This window comes from Streptomyces sp. NPDC005648, assembly GCF_040605395.1.
Taxonomy (GTDB): domain Bacteria; phylum Actinomycetota; class Actinomycetes; order Streptomycetales; family Streptomycetaceae; genus Streptomyces.
Genome location: NZ_JBEXCS010000020.1, coordinates 97,788 through 112,766 on the forward strand (window position 1 = coordinate 97,788; position 14,979 = coordinate 112,766).

At 71.8% G+C, this 14,979-nt stretch carries 15 protein-coding genes; 7 read left to right on the top strand and 8 right to left on the bottom strand.

The annotated features are described in order from the left end of the window. Positions 1-68 precede the first annotated feature (68 nt). Positions 69-1,934, top strand: a complete 1,866-nt coding sequence (locus tag ABZT17_RS14800) for an alkaline phosphatase family protein (RefSeq protein WP_356348331.1) — start codon at positions 69-71, stop codon at positions 1,932-1,934. Positions 1,935-2,025: 91 nt separating this feature from the next. On the opposite strand, the gene rox is transcribed toward ABZT17_RS14800, so the two are convergent. The 3 genes from rox to ABZT17_RS14815 form a co-directional block, all read right to left on the bottom strand. Further along, on the bottom strand, positions 2,026-3,450 hold the full coding sequence (rox, locus tag ABZT17_RS14805; protein WP_356348367.1) for a rifampin monooxygenase: 1,425 nt from the start codon (positions 3,448-3,450) through the stop codon (positions 2,026-2,028). Positions 3,451-3,533: 83 nt separating this feature from the next. Continuing rightward, positions 3,534-4,511, bottom strand: a complete 978-nt coding sequence (locus ABZT17_RS14810; protein ID WP_356348334.1) for a TIGR01777 family oxidoreductase — start codon at positions 4,509-4,511, stop codon at positions 3,534-3,536. 197 nt (positions 4,512-4,708) lie between these two features. Next, on the bottom strand, positions 4,709-5,299 hold the full coding sequence (locus ABZT17_RS14815) for a TetR/AcrR family transcriptional regulator (RefSeq protein WP_356348336.1): 591 nt from the start codon (positions 5,297-5,299) through the stop codon (positions 4,709-4,711). A 104-nt stretch (positions 5,300-5,403) separates the two neighbouring features. Here ABZT17_RS14815 and ABZT17_RS14820 point away from each other — a divergent pair, with 104 nt between their 5' ends. Beyond that, positions 5,404-6,294, top strand: a complete 891-nt coding sequence (locus ABZT17_RS14820) for an NAD(P)-dependent oxidoreductase (RefSeq protein WP_356348370.1) — start codon at positions 5,404-5,406, stop codon at positions 6,292-6,294. Positions 6,295-6,404: 110 nt separating this feature from the next. Next, positions 6,405-7,373, top strand: coding sequence for a LysR substrate-binding domain-containing protein (locus ABZT17_RS14825; protein WP_356348339.1), 969 nt, complete (start codon positions 6,405-6,407; stop codon positions 7,371-7,373). Here the strand turns inward: ABZT17_RS14825 and ABZT17_RS14830 are convergent. The 3 genes from ABZT17_RS14830 to ABZT17_RS14840 all read right to left on the bottom strand — a co-directional run bounded on the left by ABZT17_RS14830 (position 7,348) and on the right by ABZT17_RS14840 (position 10,470). After that, positions 7,348-8,526, bottom strand: a complete 1,179-nt coding sequence (locus tag ABZT17_RS14830) for an acyl-CoA dehydrogenase family protein (protein ID WP_356348341.1) — start codon at positions 8,524-8,526, stop codon at positions 7,348-7,350. The two genes, ABZT17_RS14825 and ABZT17_RS14830, sit on opposite strands and share 26 nt — an antisense overlap. Continuing rightward, a complete protein-coding gene (locus tag ABZT17_RS14835; RefSeq protein ID WP_356348344.1) occupies positions 8,523-9,698 on the bottom strand; it encodes a CoA transferase in 1,176 nt (391 codons plus the stop codon). Before ABZT17_RS14835 ends, ABZT17_RS14830 begins: the two co-directional genes overlap by 4 nt. Before the next feature lie 136 nt (positions 9,699-9,834). Beyond that, positions 9,835-10,470 carry a DUF6629 family protein gene (locus tag ABZT17_RS14840; RefSeq protein WP_356348347.1) on the bottom strand — a complete coding sequence of 212 codons (636 nt, stop codon included), beginning with the start codon at positions 10,468-10,470 and terminating at the stop codon, positions 9,835-9,837. Between ABZT17_RS14840 and ABZT17_RS14845 the strand changes: the two genes are divergently transcribed. Beyond that, a complete protein-coding gene (locus tag ABZT17_RS14845) occupies positions 10,469-10,699 on the top strand; it encodes a hypothetical protein (RefSeq protein WP_356348349.1) in 231 nt (76 codons plus the stop codon). The genes ABZT17_RS14840 and ABZT17_RS14845 overlap by 2 nt on opposite strands. Positions 10,700-10,799: 100 nt before the next feature. After that, positions 10,800-12,134 carry a S53 family peptidase gene (locus tag ABZT17_RS14850; RefSeq protein WP_356348352.1) on the top strand — a complete coding sequence of 445 codons (1,335 nt, stop codon included), beginning with the start codon at positions 10,800-10,802 and terminating at the stop codon, positions 12,132-12,134. Between the two features lie 117 nt (positions 12,135-12,251). Here ABZT17_RS14850 and ABZT17_RS14855 read toward each other — a convergent pair whose 3' ends face one another. Then, positions 12,252-12,845 (bottom strand): TetR/AcrR family transcriptional regulator, encoded by a 594-nt coding sequence (locus ABZT17_RS14855; RefSeq protein WP_356348354.1) that lies wholly within the window; start codon positions 12,843-12,845, stop codon positions 12,252-12,254. A 193-nt stretch (positions 12,846-13,038) separates the two neighbouring features. Between ABZT17_RS14855 and ABZT17_RS14860 the strand changes: the two genes are divergently transcribed. Beyond that, positions 13,039-13,425, top strand: a complete 387-nt coding sequence (locus ABZT17_RS14860) for a hypothetical protein (RefSeq protein ID WP_356348356.1) — start codon at positions 13,039-13,041, stop codon at positions 13,423-13,425. A 28-nt stretch (positions 13,426-13,453) separates the two neighbouring features. On the opposite strand, the gene ABZT17_RS14865 is transcribed toward ABZT17_RS14860, so the two are convergent. After that, positions 13,454-13,630 (bottom strand): hypothetical protein, encoded by a 177-nt coding sequence (locus ABZT17_RS14865; protein ID WP_356348359.1) that lies wholly within the window; start codon positions 13,628-13,630, stop codon positions 13,454-13,456. 225 nt (positions 13,631-13,855) lie between these two features. On the opposite strand from ABZT17_RS14865, the gene ABZT17_RS14870 reads away from it, so the two are divergent. After that, the coding region (locus tag ABZT17_RS14870) for an L-serine ammonia-lyase (protein WP_356348361.1) at positions 13,856-14,979 on the top strand (1,124 nt) is incomplete at its 3' end.

Sequence of the window (14,979 nt, forward strand, 5' to 3'; positions counted from 1 at the left end):
GGCCACCGGTGTCGTGGCAGCACAATGCAGTTGCTCTCGTAAGCAGTGCTCTCGGAAGGCGAGACAGCATGATCGGCACAGGAAGAACTCCCGGCGCACGGCGTGGTTGGGGCCGGGTGGGCGCCCTGCTCGGCGCGGCGGCCCTGGCGACGGCGGGCGGCGCCGTCCCCGCCTCGGCGGCCTCGGCGCCCGGCGGCCACGGCACGCACACGGCCACCCCGATCAAGCACCTGGTGGTGCTCTACGACGAGAACGTCTCGTTCGACCACTACTTCGCCACCTACCCGAAGGCCGCCAACACGGACGGCACCAGGTTCAAGGCCGCGGCGCACACCCCGAAGGCCGACAACCTGCTGAACGCCGGGCTGCTGAAGAAGAACCCGAACCTGTACACGCCCGCGCGGCTGGCCGCCTCACAGGCGATGACCTGCGACCAGAACCACTCCTACGGCCCCGAGCAGTACGCGGCCGACGGCGGCAAGGCCGACAAGTACGTGGAGAACACCGAGGTCAGCAAGTGCAGCGGCGGGCTGTTCGGCGAGCCCGGCCTGGTGATGGACTACTACGACGGCAACACCGTCACCGGCCTGTGGAACTACGCCCAGCACTACGCCCTGGGCGACCACTCCTTCAGCTCGGTCTACGGCCCCTCGACGCCCGGCGCGCTCAACCTGATCTCCGGATCGACCCACGGTGTGATCTCCGTCGACCCGGCCTCCGGCACCGAGCACCCGAAGCAGACGTCGACACCGGACGCGTACACCGTCCTCTCCCCGGACGCGAAGGGCGTCGGCACGGTCGTCAACGACCCGGACCCGGCCTTCGACGACTGCTCGGACAAGGACCACACCGCGACCAACGCGCTCGCGGTGCTGCAGGGCAGGAACATCGGTGACCTGCTCAACTCCAAGGGCGTCAGCTGGGGTTGGTTCCAGGGCGGCTTCCGGCCCAGCACCGCGTGGGACGGCAAGAGCGGCGACTACGCGAAGTGCGACACCACGCACACCAACGTCGGCGGGGCCGCGGTGGTCGACTACAGCCCCCACCACTCGCCGTTCGAGTACTACAAGTCGACGTCCAACCCGCACCACCTGGCGCCGAAGAACGTGGCCGAGATCGGGCACAACGGCCGGGCCAACCACAACTACGACCTGAGCGACTTCGACGCCGTCCTCAAAGCCGGCCGCCTCCCGGCCGTCAGCTTCCTGAAGGCCGCCGAGTACCAGGACGGCCACGCCGGTTACTCGGACCCGACCGACGAGCAGCACTTCCTGGTCAAGGAGATCAACGCGCTGCAGCAGTCGCCCGAGTGGAAGTCCACGGCGGTCGTGGTCGCCTACGACGACTCCGACGGCTGGTACGACCACGTCACCGCCAAGGTCCTCAACGGTTCCAAGGACGCCACGACCGGTTCCAACGGCAAGGCCCTGGACGGGCCCGCCTGCCAGGCCGGTCCGGCCCCCAAGGGCGGCTACGCGGACCGCTGCGGTCCGGGCACCCGGCAGCCGCTGCTGGTGATCTCCCCCTACAGCAAGGTGAACTCGGTCGACCACACCGCCACCGAGCAGGCGTCCATCACCCGGTTCATCGAGAACAACTGGGGCACCGGCCGTATCGGTGACGCCTCCTTCGACCAGCGGGCGGGCAGCCTGACCGGCCTGTTCGACTTCCGGCACCCCAACAACAAGCAGGTGCTGCTGAACGCGGACGGCTCGGTCAGGTCCGTGAAGCCGATCCCGCACCACTTCGCCACGTCGGCCACGTCCGCGACGGCGTCCTACCCGCCGTACGTCCAGGACCTCAAGGCCCAGAACGTGGCAGACTCGGCCTCCGCCTCCCCGGCCCTCCCGATCGCCCTCACCGCGGGTCTGGTCGCCGCGGGCACGGTCACCACGGCCTTCGCACTGCGCCGTCGCCGGGCGCACAGCGCCTGACCGTCACCCTCGCTGAGCCGTGTCGACGGCCCCGGCTGCTTCACGCCGGGGCCGTCACTCGTCCCTCGGGTGCTCCGGGCGCCGCGGCTCGTCATGCGGACGGGGAGCCGAACCACCTCCGCAGGGGGCCGAGCAGATCCTGCTGGGTCTCGCCGACCCAGGCGACATGGCCGTCCGGCCGCAACAGCAGCGCGGGCACGTCCAGTTCGTCCCCGACGTCGTCGACGTGCCGGACCCGGTCCGTCCAGCCCGTCACCGAGAGCCGGCCGGTCGAGTCCAGCAGCAGCCCGTGACCGCCGTGCATCAGCTCGTAGAGGCGCCCCCGCTTCAGCCGCACATCGCGCAGCCGCCGGCCGAGCAGTTCATGACCCTCGCCCAGGTCGTAGCGGACGTCGACGGCGGTGATCAGCCCCGTCACGTAGGCGTTCACCTCGTCGAAGTCCATCAGCCTGGCGAACAGGGCGCGCAGCGCGGTCGCGCCCGGATCGGTGCCCAGAAGGGTGATCTGAGCGCGCGTGTTGTCCAGCACCTGGGCGCCCGCCGGGTGCCGTTCGGTGTGGTAGCTGTCCAACAGCCCTTCCGGTGCCCATCCGTCGACCGCGCCGGCGAGCTTCCAGCCCAGGTTGAACGCGTCGTGGATGCCGAGGTTCATGCCCTGTCCACCGGTCGGCGGGTGGATGTGCGCCGCGTCGCCGGCCAGCATCACCCGGCCGACCCGGTAGCGCTCGGCCTGGCGGGTGGCATCGCCGAAGCGGGAGAGCCAGCGCGGCGAGCGGGCGCCGAAGTCGGTGCCCGCGACGGCCCGCAGCTGCCGCTTGAACTCCTCCAGGGTCGGGGCCTTTCGGTCCTCGGACACCCCGTCGGCCGGCACGACGACACGGTGGAACCCCTCGCCGGTCGGCATGGCTCCGAACCGCAGCTGGGTCTTCCGGACCTCCTCGACCACTGCGGCGACCGTCTCCTGATCCGCCGTCAGCTCCAGCTCTCCCAGGAGGGTTTCGACGGTCGCCGGCTCGCCGGGGAAGGCGACGCCGAGCGTCTTGCGCACGGTGCTGCGGCCGCCGTCGCAGCCGACGAGGTAGCGGGTCCGCAGGCGCGTGCCGTCCGCGAGGTCGACGCTCACCCCTTCCTCGTCCTGGCTGAGGCCCGCCACTTCGCAGCCGCGCCGGATCTCGGCCCCGAGTTCGAGGGCGCGCTCGCCCAACAGCCGCTCGGTGACGGGCTGCGGGTGGGCGAGGCCGTAGGGATGGGCCGTGTCCAGCCGCCGCGGCCACGGTTTGGCGATACCGCCGAAGAGCCCGCCGACCTGGAACCTCTCGCTGACCGCGGCGAACCGGTCCAGCAGGCCGCGCTGGTCCATCATCTCGACGCTGCGGGCGTGCAGGCCCTGGCCGCGGGACTCTCTGGTCGGCTCGGTCAGCCGCTCCAGCACGAGCGTCCGCACGCCGCGCAGCCTCAGTTCTCCGGCGAGCATCAGTCCGGTCGGCCCGCCGCCGACAACGATCACGTCGATCAACACGATCCCCGTTTCCGCAGGTTGTGGCTTCGGCCGCCGATTCTGCGGGACACGGGGGGCCTTGCCGCAAGCCCCCCGGCGCGCTATACCTTGAGTGTGGCAAGGACTCGATGACGTCCTTGCCCTTGTCGTTTCCGGCGCACGAGATCCACGGCGGCCGGCTCCCACTCGGGATACCCGAACTCGAAACCGGCCGCGCCGAGCCGTCCCGGCACCACCCGCCGGCTCTTGAGCAACAGCTCGGTGTCCGTGCGCAGCGCCAGCGCCCCCAGTTCCGCCATCCAGCGCGTCGCCGGCAGCCCGACCGGGACGCCCCAGGCGGCACGGAGCCCCCGCATGAACGCGCGCTGTGGCAGCGGCCCCGGGGCGGCGAGGTTCACGGCGCCCTCGAAGTCGTCGTGGCCGATCAGGAACTCCACCGCGCGCACGAAGTCCTCGTCGTGGATCCAGGACACGTACTGCGCCCCGCCGGCCACCGGCCCGCCCAACCCCAGCCGTGCCAGCCAGGACAGCACGTCGAAGACTCCGCCCCGGTCCGGACTCATGACCATCGCGGAGCGCAGCGCCACCTTCCGGGTCGCGGGCGTCCGCGCCTCGGCCTGCGCCCGCTCCCAGTTCTCGGCGATCTCGACGCTGTACGCCCAGTAGCCCGGCACCCCCGGCTCCGAGCCACCAACGACACCCGTCGTCTCGTCGTTGGCCGCGTCGAACCGGTGGGCGTAGATCGTGGCCGTGCTCATCTGCAGCCAGACCCGCGGTGGCCGCGCGGCGGCGGCGATCGCCTCTCCGACCACCCGCGCCGAGTCCACCCGTGAATCCATCATGGCCCGGAGGTTCTCGTCGGTGTAACGGCACGACACACTGCGCCCGGCCAGATTGATCACGGCGTCACAGCCGTCGACCACGTCGGCCCACCGCCCGAGCGTGGCCCCGTCCCAGCCGACCTCCCGCTCCCGCTTCGGACGCCGCGTCAGCACCACGACTTCATGGCCCGCCGCCGTCAGCGCCCGCTCCAGTATCCCGCCGACCTGTCCGGTTCCCCCGGGCAGCACTACCTTCATCGATCCCCCTCGTCCGCGATGGACCGAAGCCTACGCCTATTTTTTGAACACGTTCAACTCAATGACCACGTGTCGCGGACCGGGAGTGGGCTCGGCCGGCCAATGATCGAGCGGGGAGCATCCCTGGCCGGCCAAGACCCCGCCCTCGGCCGACCGGACGTGTCGTTCGCGCGTCGAGACGCCTCGGGCGGCGGCCGTCACCCGCCCTCGCCCACCGCCCCGTCGAGGAGCGGTCCGAGTTCCCGGGTGACGGTCGTCAGGGCCCGGACGTCCCGCTCGGCGCGGGCGATCAGGATGGCCCCCTCCAGAGCGCTGATCATGAGCGTGGCGAGCGAGCCGGACCGTTCCTCGGGCACGCCCATGTCGGTCAGCGCCCGCGCCACCGGTCCCGTCCAGGCCTCGAACGCGGCGGCCACCGCCTCCCTGGTGGACGGGACCGACTCCGCCCAGTCGACCGTGGCGGCGGCCACCGGGCAGCCGCCCGCGAATCCGGAGGTCTCGTACTCGTCGGTCCACTGCCGGACCATCTGGGCGAACAGCCGGCTCGGTGTCGGTTCGTCCAGCGCGGCCAGGAAGCGGGCGATCCGCCGGCCCGCGTACCGGCCGGCCCACCCCACCGCCTCGTTGACCAGCTGCTCCTTGCCGCCGGGAAAGTAGTGCTGGAGCGAGCCGCGCGGCGCGCCGGCATGGGCGGCCACCTCGCGCATCCCGGTGGAGACGGCCCCGTCCCGCCGGATGAGCTGGGCCGCGCTGAAGACCATCCGCTCGCGCGGTCCTCGTTCGGACATCGTCGGTCCCCTTCGGTCGGCGCTCTCCCGCATCCATCCTATGACCGTGGTCATAGCCTTCGGCTACTATGACCACGGTCATAGAACTCAGGTGGTGGTGGATCGTGTACGTCGGTTTCCTCGGCCTCGGTGTCATGGGGCAGCCCATGGCCCTCAATCTCGCCCGCGCCGGCACCCCCCTCGTCGTCTGGAACCGCACCGCGGCCCGGTGCGACGTGCTGCGCGCGGCCGGCGCGGAGGTCGCGGCCGACCCCGCCGAGGTCTTCGACCGGTCCGGGACCGTGATCCTGATGCAGGCCGACGAGGCCGCGACCGACGCGGTGCTGGGGCGCGGCACCCCGGGCTTCGCCGCGCGCGTCGCGGGACACACGGTCGTCCACATGGGCACGACGTCGGCCGAGTACTCGGGCGGTCTGGAGAACGACATCCGGGCGGCGAGGGGCCGCTATGTGGAGGCCCCGGTCTCCGGCTCCCGCGTCCCGGCCGAGCGGGGCGAGCTGGTGGGGATGCTCGCGGGTGGCGACGACGCCGTGGCCGCCGTACGGCCGCTGCTCGCCCCGGTCTGCCGGGAGGTGTTCGACTGCGGGGCGGTTCCGGGTGCGCTGCTGATGAAGTTCTCGGTGAACCTGTTCCTGATCACGATGGTCACCGGGCTGACCGAGGCGTTCCACTTCGCCGACCGGCACGGCCTCGACCAGCGGCTGCTGCGGGACGTGCTGGACGCGGGGCCGATGGCCAGCGCCGTCTCCCGGGTGAAGGGGCCCAAGCTGCTGGCCCGCGACTTCACCGTGCAGGCGGCCGTCACCAATGTGCTGGAGAACAACAGGCTGATCGCCGAGGCCGCCCGCAAGGCCGACCTGGCCTCCCCGCTCCTCGACGTCTGCCACTCCCTCTACGCCGAGGCCCTCGAACAGGGCCACGGCGCCGAGGACATGGTGGCCGTGCTGCACGCGCTGGAGGCCAGGACCGGTCCCGCCCCGAAGGGCCTCGTCTGAGGGTGTGCCTCACCAGCGGCTGATCCGGTCCACTCGTGCCACGGCCCTGGCAGGCGGCACCGCCACGCCGGAGCAACCGAAGAAAAATCGAACACTTCGGCTGTGGTGTCATGGCTGTGACCAGACCCGGCAGGACGCAGGACGGAGGACCGGTGGAGCTGCGCTGGCTGGAGTCGTTCGTCACCGTCGCGGAGGAGCTGCACTTCGCGCGGGCCGCGGACCGTCTGCATCTCGCTCCGTCGGCGCTGAGCGCGCAGATCAGGGCGCTGGAGTCCCATCTGGGCGTCCGTCTCATCGACCGCGGTCGGCGCAGCCGCCCCGCTCTCACCAGTGCCGGGCTGCTGTTCCTGGAGGAGGCCCGGCTCACCCTCGCACAGGCGGCCCGGGCCGAGGCGGTGGGCCGGCGGGCCGGGCGCGGGGAACTGGGGCACGCCCGGATCGCGTACGTCGCCTCGGCCGCGTTCTCCGGGGTGCTGACCGATGTGCTCACCCGCTGCGGGGGCCGGGACACCGAGCTGACGGTGCAGGTGAGCGAGCTGGAGACACCGGCCCAGCTGGAGGCGCTGGCGTCCGGGGACATCGACGTGGGCTTTCTGCGCTGGCGGCCGCGGTACCCCTCCGAGGTCACGACGACCTGTCTGCTCGTCGAGGACGTCGTGCTGGCGCTGCCGGCCGGCTCGGCGCTCGCGGAGTGCGAGGCCGTCCCCGCGGCGCGGCTGCGCGAGGAGTGGTTCGTGGCCCCGCACTTCGACGAGGAGTACGGCTGCCGCGACCAGATCCTCGAGGTCGCCGCGCACGGCGGCTTCCCGCCTCGGTGCGCACCGCCGGTGCGGGACTTCATCGCCGCCCTGACCATGGTCGGCGGTGGTCTGGCGGTCGCCCTGGTCCCCGACTCGCTGCGCCGGGTCCGGATCCCGGGCGTGACCTACCGTCCGCTGGCGGACGTGGCCCTGACCACCCGGCTGGTCGGCGCCTACCGCAAGGGTGAGACCTCACCGGCGGTGCGCGGGGTGATCCGGCGGCTGCGCGAGGCGGCCGCCGATGTCCCGTCGGTCAGCGGAAGGCCGCCTGGCCGGTGAGTGCCTGGCCGATGACGAGGGTGTGCATCTCGCCGGTGCCCTCGTAGGTGAGCACCGACTCCAGGTTGTTGGCGTGGCGCAGCGGTGAGTACTCCAGGGAGATCCCGTTGGCGCCGAGGATCGTGCGGCACTCGCGGGCGATGGCGATCGCTTCCCGTACGTTGTTCAGCTTGCCGACGCTGATCTGCTCGGGGCGGATACGGCCCTGGTCCTTGAGCCGGCCCAGGTGCACGGCGAGCAGGGCGGCGCCGCCCAGGGAGACGGCCATGTCGGCGAGCTTCTTCTGGGTGAGCTGGAAGGCGCTGATCGGCCGGTCGAACTGGATGCGGGAGTCGGCGTATCCGATGGCCGCCTGCAGCGAGTCACGGGCCGCGCCCACCGCACCGAACAGGATGCCGAAGCGGGCCTCGTTCAGGCAGGACAGCGGACCGCGCAGGCCCTCGGCGAGCGGCAGCCGCGCCGAGTCCGGCAGCCGTACGTCGTCGAAGGACAGCTCCGAGGTGACGGACGCGCGCAGGGACATCTTCTGCTTGATGTCCCGGGTGGTGAACCCGGGCGTGCCGCGCGGCACGAGGAAGCCGCGGACGCCGTCCTCGGTCTGCGCCCAGACGGTGGCCACATCGGCGATACCGCCGTTGGTGATCCACATCTTGGAGCCGTTCAGAATCCAGTCGCCGCCGTCGCGCACGGCCCGGGTGCGCATCCCGGCCGGGTTGCTGCCGAAGTCGGGCTCGGTCAGGCCGAAGCAGCCGATCGCCTCACCGGCGGCGAGGCGGGGCAGCCACTCCCGCTTCTGCTCCTCAGAGCCCCACTTCCAGATCGAGAACATCGACAGCGAGCCCTGCACGGAGACGAAGCTGCGGAAGCCGGAGTCGGCGGCTTCGAGCTCCAGACAGGCCAGACCGTACGAGACCGCGTTGGTGCCGGCGCAGCCATAGCCCTCAAGGTGCATGCCCAGCAGGCCCAACTTGCCCAGCTCCGGGGCGAGTTCACGGGCGAAGTGGGCGTTCTCGAACCACTCCCCGATGTGCGGGCGCACCCGGTCGGCGAGGAACTTGGCGACGGTGGCCTGGATCTCGCGCTCCTCGTCGCTGAGCGTGGAAGCGAGGTCGAGCAGGTCGAGGGGGTCCTTCATCGGCTTGGCGCCGCTCATCGGGTGCTCCAGGGGTGAGGGTCGGACAGGACTTCCGCGGTGTGCCGGCCGAGGCTCGGGGGCGGCAGACGGTACCGGGCGGGTGTGCGGCTCAGGGCGATGGGGTGGGCGACCTGGCGGGAGGGTCTGCCGTGCGCCGTCTCTCCGGGGACGTCGACGATCCCGGGCAGGCCGAGTCCGCCGGCGTGGGCGAAGGCCTCGTCGAGGGTGTTGACCGGCCCGGCGGGCACGCCCGCGGCCAGCAGCACGGCCGCCCAGTGGTCCGCGCCGGCGCCGCCGAGCAGTCCACCGAGGAGGTCACGGAGTGCCGCGCGGTGGGCGACCCGGTCGGCGTTGGTGCGAAAGCGTGGGTCGGTGGCGAGGCCGGGGGCGCCGAGGGTCGTGGCGAGTGCCGCGAACTGGCGGTCGTTGCCCACCGCGAGGGCGATCGGACGATCGGCGGTCGGGAAGGTCTCGTACGGCGCGATGCTGGGGTGCGCGTTGCCCAGCCGGCCCGGCACGGTTCCGGCCACGGCGAACGCCGATGCCTGGTTGACCATGGCCGACAGCAGGGAGCCGAGGAGGTTCACCTCGACGCGCTGGCCCTCCCCGGTGGCGTCACGGTGCCGGAGAGCGGCCAGGATGCCGAGGCAGGCGTGCAGACCGGTGATGACGTCGACCAGGGCCACGCCGGCCTTCGTCGGCTCGCCGTCCGCCTCTCCGGTCACGCTCATCAGTCCGCCGACGGCCTGGACGAGGAGGTCGTATCCGGGGATCGCGGCGCCCGCACCGGTGCCGAAGCCGCTGATCGAGCAGTAGACCAGTCCCGGGTGGCGTGCGAGGAGTTCGTCGGGGCCGAGGCCCAGTCGCCCCATGGTGCCGGGACGGAAGTTCTCCACCAGCACATCGCATTCCGCGACCAGGGCACGGGCCCGTTCCCGGCCGGCCCCGGTGGCGAGGTCCAGGACGACGGATCTCTTGTTCCGGTTGACGCTCAGGAAGTACGTCGAGGTGCCGTCCTCGTCGGCCGGCGGATGCCAGGCCCGGGTCTCGTCCCCGCCGCCCGGCCGCTCCACCTTGATCACGTCGGCGCCGAGATCGGCGAGGAGCATGGTGGCGTAGGGGCCCGCGAGAACACGGGAGAAGTCGGCGATGCGCACACCCCGCAGTGCCGCGTTGTCCTGGGTGTCCACGCACCCTCCTCTCCGCTCGTCCCGCGCGCGAAAGCGGCCTGCCCGCCCGCGCGATCCAGCCTGTCCCGGCCGCGGACCGCCGGTCAACGACGTACCGACGCATCTTTGTGCGCGGAACACGTGCCAAACCCCGAGGTCACAGGGGCACGGGCGCCGGCTCCGGGGAGCGGCGCCGCCCCACCCAACCGAACACGACCACCGAGCAGACCGCCGCGAACGCGCACCAGGTCGAGACGAACTCCAGCCGCCACAGCACCGAGCACACCAGCGCGCCCACCGCGGTGAGCACCCCGAGCCCGCGCACCCACAGGTCGCCGGAGAGCAGGAGCGCGCCGATGGTGGCCAGCAGATAACCGACGACGAGCACATGGCCGTACGGCAGTCCGATGACGTATCCGACGGTGTGACCGCGGATCTCGGCCCGCACGGGACGGGTGGCGAGGGCGTACGACAGCACGGCCGCGGTCGCCACGCCCGACGCCAGCGGGAGGGCCAGGCGGGCCGCCGATTCGCGCGGCGCCGCGCAGAACACGGCCACGGGCACCCACAGGGCGAGCAGCGGGAGGGCCATCACGGTCCATACGACCGTGGCCGGGCCGGTGCCGCCGCCGACGTGCCAGACCCGGGCCTCGACCAGTTGATGGGCGCCGAGCAGCAACGGCAGTGCGGCCAGCGGGAGATCGCGGGGCCGGCGTACCCGCGCCACGCAGGCCGCACCGACGCAGGCGATACCGGTTCCCGCGGCGAGGTCGGCCGTCGCGCTCCAGCACATGGCCCCACGATGGCCTCGACCTCCCGGCAAATCCACCAGCGACGCGGGTCGGGGACGGATCACCTGGCATCCATGGCGGACATACCCGCAGGAACCGCACCTGAGCACGGCCGAGGAAGGCAGCTGGGGTTCGGGCGGGGGCGTGCTCCCGATCCTCTCCCTCGTCGACAGCGGGGTGTTCACCGAGGAGAAGGCCCAGGCCGTCCGGGCGGCGGTCGGCGGCTGCTGAAACTGTGTCAAAAAATGACTCCGCGTTGCCCGTGAGGCCGCTGTGATGTGCTGCGATGACCACCGACGGAACCACTCCCCCACCATCGATAGGGACTGTCATGGTCACGCCCTCACGGCGCCGCACCCTGCTCACCACCGGAACCGCCGCCCTGTCCGCCCTCGCCGTCCTCGCTCTGACGGGCCCGGGCGCGTCCGCCACGGCACCGACCGCGTCGCCGGCCTCGACCGGTGCCGTACGGTCACCCAGGAACCTGGTCGGCGGGCAGGTGCTGTCCTCCGACCCGGTGTTCAAGAGCCCTGTCAGCACCAGCGCGTGCCGTAAGCAGATCGACCGCGGGTGCTACTCGCCGCTCCAGTACGACAAGGCGTACGACCTCTCCCCGCTCTACGCCGAAGGGGTCACCGGCAAGGGCCGCACGATCGTCATCACGGACTCCTTCGGCTCGCCGACCATCCAGCACGACCTGGAGGTCTTCGACAAGCAGTGGGGTCTGCCCGACACCCGGGTGGAGGTGGTCAAGTGGGGTGACGTGCCCGACTTCGACCACAAGGATCCCGACATGAACGGCTGGGCCGGCGAGACCACCCTCGATGTCGAGGCCGCCCACGCGGTGGCGCCCGGCGCGCACATCGTCCTCGTCGAGACCGGCGTCGCCGAGACCGAGGGCCCGGTCGGCATCCCCGAGATGCAGAGCGCCGTCAACCACCTCGTCGACGAGGGCAAGGGCGATGTGGTCTCCATGAGCTGGGCCACCAGCGAGGCCCGCTTCCCCGGCTTCGACCTCGGCGACTACACCAGCCTCACCACCCTGCGCTACGGCTTTTCGAACGCGGCCCGGCACGGCGTCACCCTCACCGCCAGTTCCGGCGACGGAGGCGGCCATGCCAACCGGGTGGACGCGGCCTGGCCCGCGGGCGACCCGCTCGTCACCGCCGTCGGAGGCACCGAGCTCCGTCTCGACGACGCAGGCAACCGCCTCGAACCCGACACCGCCTGGTCAGGCAGCGGCGGCGACCGGTCCAAGGTCTTCTCCCGCCCGGCCTACCAGAACCCCGTCCGCTCGGTCGTGGGCGAGCACCGGGGCACGCCCGACATCAGCATGGCGGCCTCTCCGGACGGGGCGCTGTGGATGTACTCCAGTTTCGATCCCACCCGCACCGGCTGGACCGCCGACGGCGCCGGCACCAGCGAGTCATCCCCGCTGTTCGCGGGCGTGGTCGCCCTCGCCGACCAGCTCGCGGGCCATCGCCTCGGCCAGGTCGACCGACTCCTGTACCGGCTCCACGGCCACCGGAACACCGGCCTCGTGGACGTCACCACGGGCAACACGGGCCCCAACGGCTATACCGCGGGCCCGGGTTACGACCAGGCGACCGGGCTGGGCACGGTGGACGCGACCCGGCTCGTCCACGCCCTGGCGGGGCGACGCTGACCGCGCGAAGGGGGTGATCGGCGCTCCGGTCAAGGGAGTCGCGCCGGCGAGGAGCCGCCGCCCGGGGCCCTGCTCGGCGGGGGCCTTCACCCTGCCGGAAGGCACGAGCGCCACCCGTCAGGCCTGGCGCTCCAACGCCTCTGCGATCACCGCGTCCAACTGCCCCGCGACCCGGTCCAGCGGTTCCGTGTCGCGCTTGGCTCGGCACATGGCGATGGCGCCCTCGACCGACGCCACGACGAGGGCCGCCAGCGCCGGGGCCCGCTCCGGGGCCACGCCATGGGCGCGCAGCGCGTCGGTGAGCAGCCCTTCCCACTCCTCGAAGGCCTCGGCGGCGGCGACCAGGGCCGGCGGGATGTCGTCCTCGTCCGGCGGCGCCTCGACGGAGACGGCCAGCACGGGGCAGCCCGCGCGGAAGTCGCTCTCGACGACGATGCCGCGCCACAGTTCCAGGAAGGCCCGCACGCCCGCGGCCGGGCCCGCGTCCAGGCGCTTGCGCAGGATGCGCGCGACCGTCCCGCCCGCGTACCGCACCGCCTCGGTGGCCAGCTGCTGCTTGCCCTCGGGAAAGTAGTGGTAGGTGGAACCGAGTGGCGCCTCGGCGTGCTTGGCCACCTCCCGGATGCTCGCGGCGTTCAGACCACGTCTGCTGATCATGTCGGCCGCGCCGGCCACGATGCGCTCGCGCGACGCCGCACTGGACTTGCCCAAGACCGCGCTCCCCTCCGCCTATAACGACCGTCATAGTCTAGCGCTACCGCCGGCCGTCACCCCCGCCATAACCGCCATAACCGTCACACGTGACCCTACGGTCCATCGGGACAAGGGGGCTCGAATCCGCCCTGTGAACGACGGCGGTCGTTGCCAGAATGAGTGGCCCATCCACCCAGCCACGGAGCCGACCATGCGAAGACCCGCTGTCCTGCTCGCAGTTGCCGCCGCTCTGAGCGTCCCGTTGACGGCCCCGGCCCCCGTCGCCTCGGCCGACAGCCCGATCACCGAGGTCACCTGCCAGGACTGGTCCTGGGCTCCGCAGTACATCCGCCACATCTACCTCAGCGCGGACAACCCCACGGCCGTGCAGGACTTCGACGAGCACCCCGAGGATCTCACCTGCTACGAGTGGTCGGGCTCGGCCCCGGCCACGATCTCGTACTCCATCAGCTACGTCCAGCACGACGTGGACCATCCGGACGGAGCGACGGGCATCCTGACCATGGGGCACGGCTTCGTGTGGATGCCCACCCTGCCGGGCTATGCCTACCGGGCGAGCTTCACGCTCCTGCCCTGACCCCGGTCCAGCCGCTGCCAGACGGTACCTACCACGTCAAGGCGGCGAACCCGTCGATCGTCGCGCACCGGATCACCGTGGAGGTCGATCCGGTGCGGGCGCGCGTCATATCGCGCGTCATATCGCGCGCCGGGCGACCGCGCGAGCGCTCCATCGCCTCCATCGCAGCCATCGCCGCCATCGTGCGGGTCTGACGCCGGGCCATCGCCCTCACCCTGGACGGCCTGCGCCCGCGCACGGAGGCCGCCCGTCCGCTGCGGAGACCCAGGACCCGCCATCGCCCGGACTCCGGGCGGGACTCTTGACAGCCCCTCCGCAGGGTAGCGACGATGTTTCGCATTAAGAATCTCGTTGCGCATAGCGCGACGCCATCGGCGCCCTGTCCGCCGCCCCGGTCCGCACCCGCTCCGCGCAGACAAGGAAGCCCGCCGTGGCCATCAGCGTCTTCGACCTCTTCTCCATCGGCATAGGGCCGTCCAGCTCGCACACGGTGGGGCCGATGCGCGCCGCCCGGATGTTCGTCGGCCGGCTGAAGAAGGACGGCCTGCTCGCACAGACGGCGTCGGTACGGGCCGAGCTCTTCGGCTCGCTCGGCGCGACCGGCCATGGCCACGGCACCCCGAAGGCCGTCCTGCTCGGCCTGGAAGGCCATGAACCGCACACGGTCGACGTGGAGTCCGCCGACGCCGAGGCCGACCGCATCACCTCCACAGGACGGCTCCGCCTCCTCGGCGCGGAGATCGGATCCGCCCACGAGATCGGCTTCGACGCCTCGACGCAGCTGATCCTGCACCGCCGCCGGGCCCTGCCCTACCACGCCAACGGCATGACTCTCTTCGCGTACGACGCCGAAGGGCTTCCGCTGCTGGAGAAGACGTACTACTCGGTGGGCGGCGGCTTCGTGGTCGACGAGGACGCGGTCGGTGAGGACCGGATCAAGCTCGACGACACCGTCCTCCTCCACCCCTTCCGGACCGGTGACGAGCTGCTGCGCCTCACCCGGGAGACCGGGCTGTCCATCTCGGCGCTGATGCTGGAGAACGAGAAGGCCTGGCGCACCGAGGAGGAGATCCGCGCGGGGCTGCTGGAGATCTGGCATGTCATGGAGGCGTGCGTGGCACGCGGCCTGACACGTGAGGGCATCCTGCCGGGCGGCCTGAAGGTGCGCCGCCGGGCGTCGGCCGTGGCCCGGCAACTGCGCGCCGGGGGCGACCCGTTGGCCCACGCGATGGAGTGGGTCACGCTCTACGCGATGGCGGTCAACGAGGAGAACGCGGCCGGCGGTCGTGTGGTGACCGCCCCGACCAACGGCGCGGCCGGAATCATCCCCGCCGTCCTGCACTACTACCTCAACTTCGTCCCCGGCGCGGACGACGACGGCATCGTCCGCTTCCTGCTCGCCGCCGGCGCCATCGGCCTGCTCTTCAAGGAGAACGCCTCCATCTCCGGCGCCGAGGTGGGCTGCCAGGGCGAGGTCGGCTCCGCCTGCTCGATGGCGGCGGGCGCCCTCGCCGAGGTGCTCGGCGGCTCGCCCGAGCAGGTCGAGAACGCGGC

Coding starts and splice junctions, on each gene's coding strand:
- ABZT17_RS14815 (WP_356348336.1), bottom strand. CDS start 5,299: ATGTCCGAACGAGGACCGCGCGAGCGGATGGTCTTCAGCGCGGCCCAG.
- ABZT17_RS14840 (WP_356348347.1), bottom strand. CDS start 10,470: ATGTGCTGGAGCGCGACGGCCGACCTCGCCGCGGGAACCGGTATCGCC.
- ABZT17_RS14800 (WP_356348331.1), top strand. CDS start 69: ATGATCGGCACAGGAAGAACTCCCGGCGCACGGCGTGGTTGGGGCCGG.
- ABZT17_RS14810 (WP_356348334.1), bottom strand. CDS start 4,511: ATGAAGGTAGTGCTGCCCGGGGGAACCGGACAGGTCGGCGGGATACTG.
- ABZT17_RS14865 (WP_356348359.1), bottom strand. CDS start 13,630: ATGGCCCGGCGTCAGACCCGCACGATGGCGGCGATGGCTGCGATGGAG.
- ABZT17_RS14860 (WP_356348356.1), top strand. CDS start 13,039: ATGCGAAGACCCGCTGTCCTGCTCGCAGTTGCCGCCGCTCTGAGCGTC.
- ABZT17_RS14830 (WP_356348341.1), bottom strand. CDS start 8,526: ATGAGCGGCGCCAAGCCGATGAAGGACCCCCTCGACCTGCTCGACCTC.
- ABZT17_RS14825 (WP_356348339.1), top strand. CDS start 6,405: ATGGCTGTGACCAGACCCGGCAGGACGCAGGACGGAGGACCGGTGGAG.
- ABZT17_RS14850 (WP_356348352.1), top strand. CDS start 10,800: ATGGTCACGCCCTCACGGCGCCGCACCCTGCTCACCACCGGAACCGCC.
- ABZT17_RS14845 (WP_356348349.1), top strand. CDS start 10,469: ATGGCCCCACGATGGCCTCGACCTCCCGGCAAATCCACCAGCGACGCG.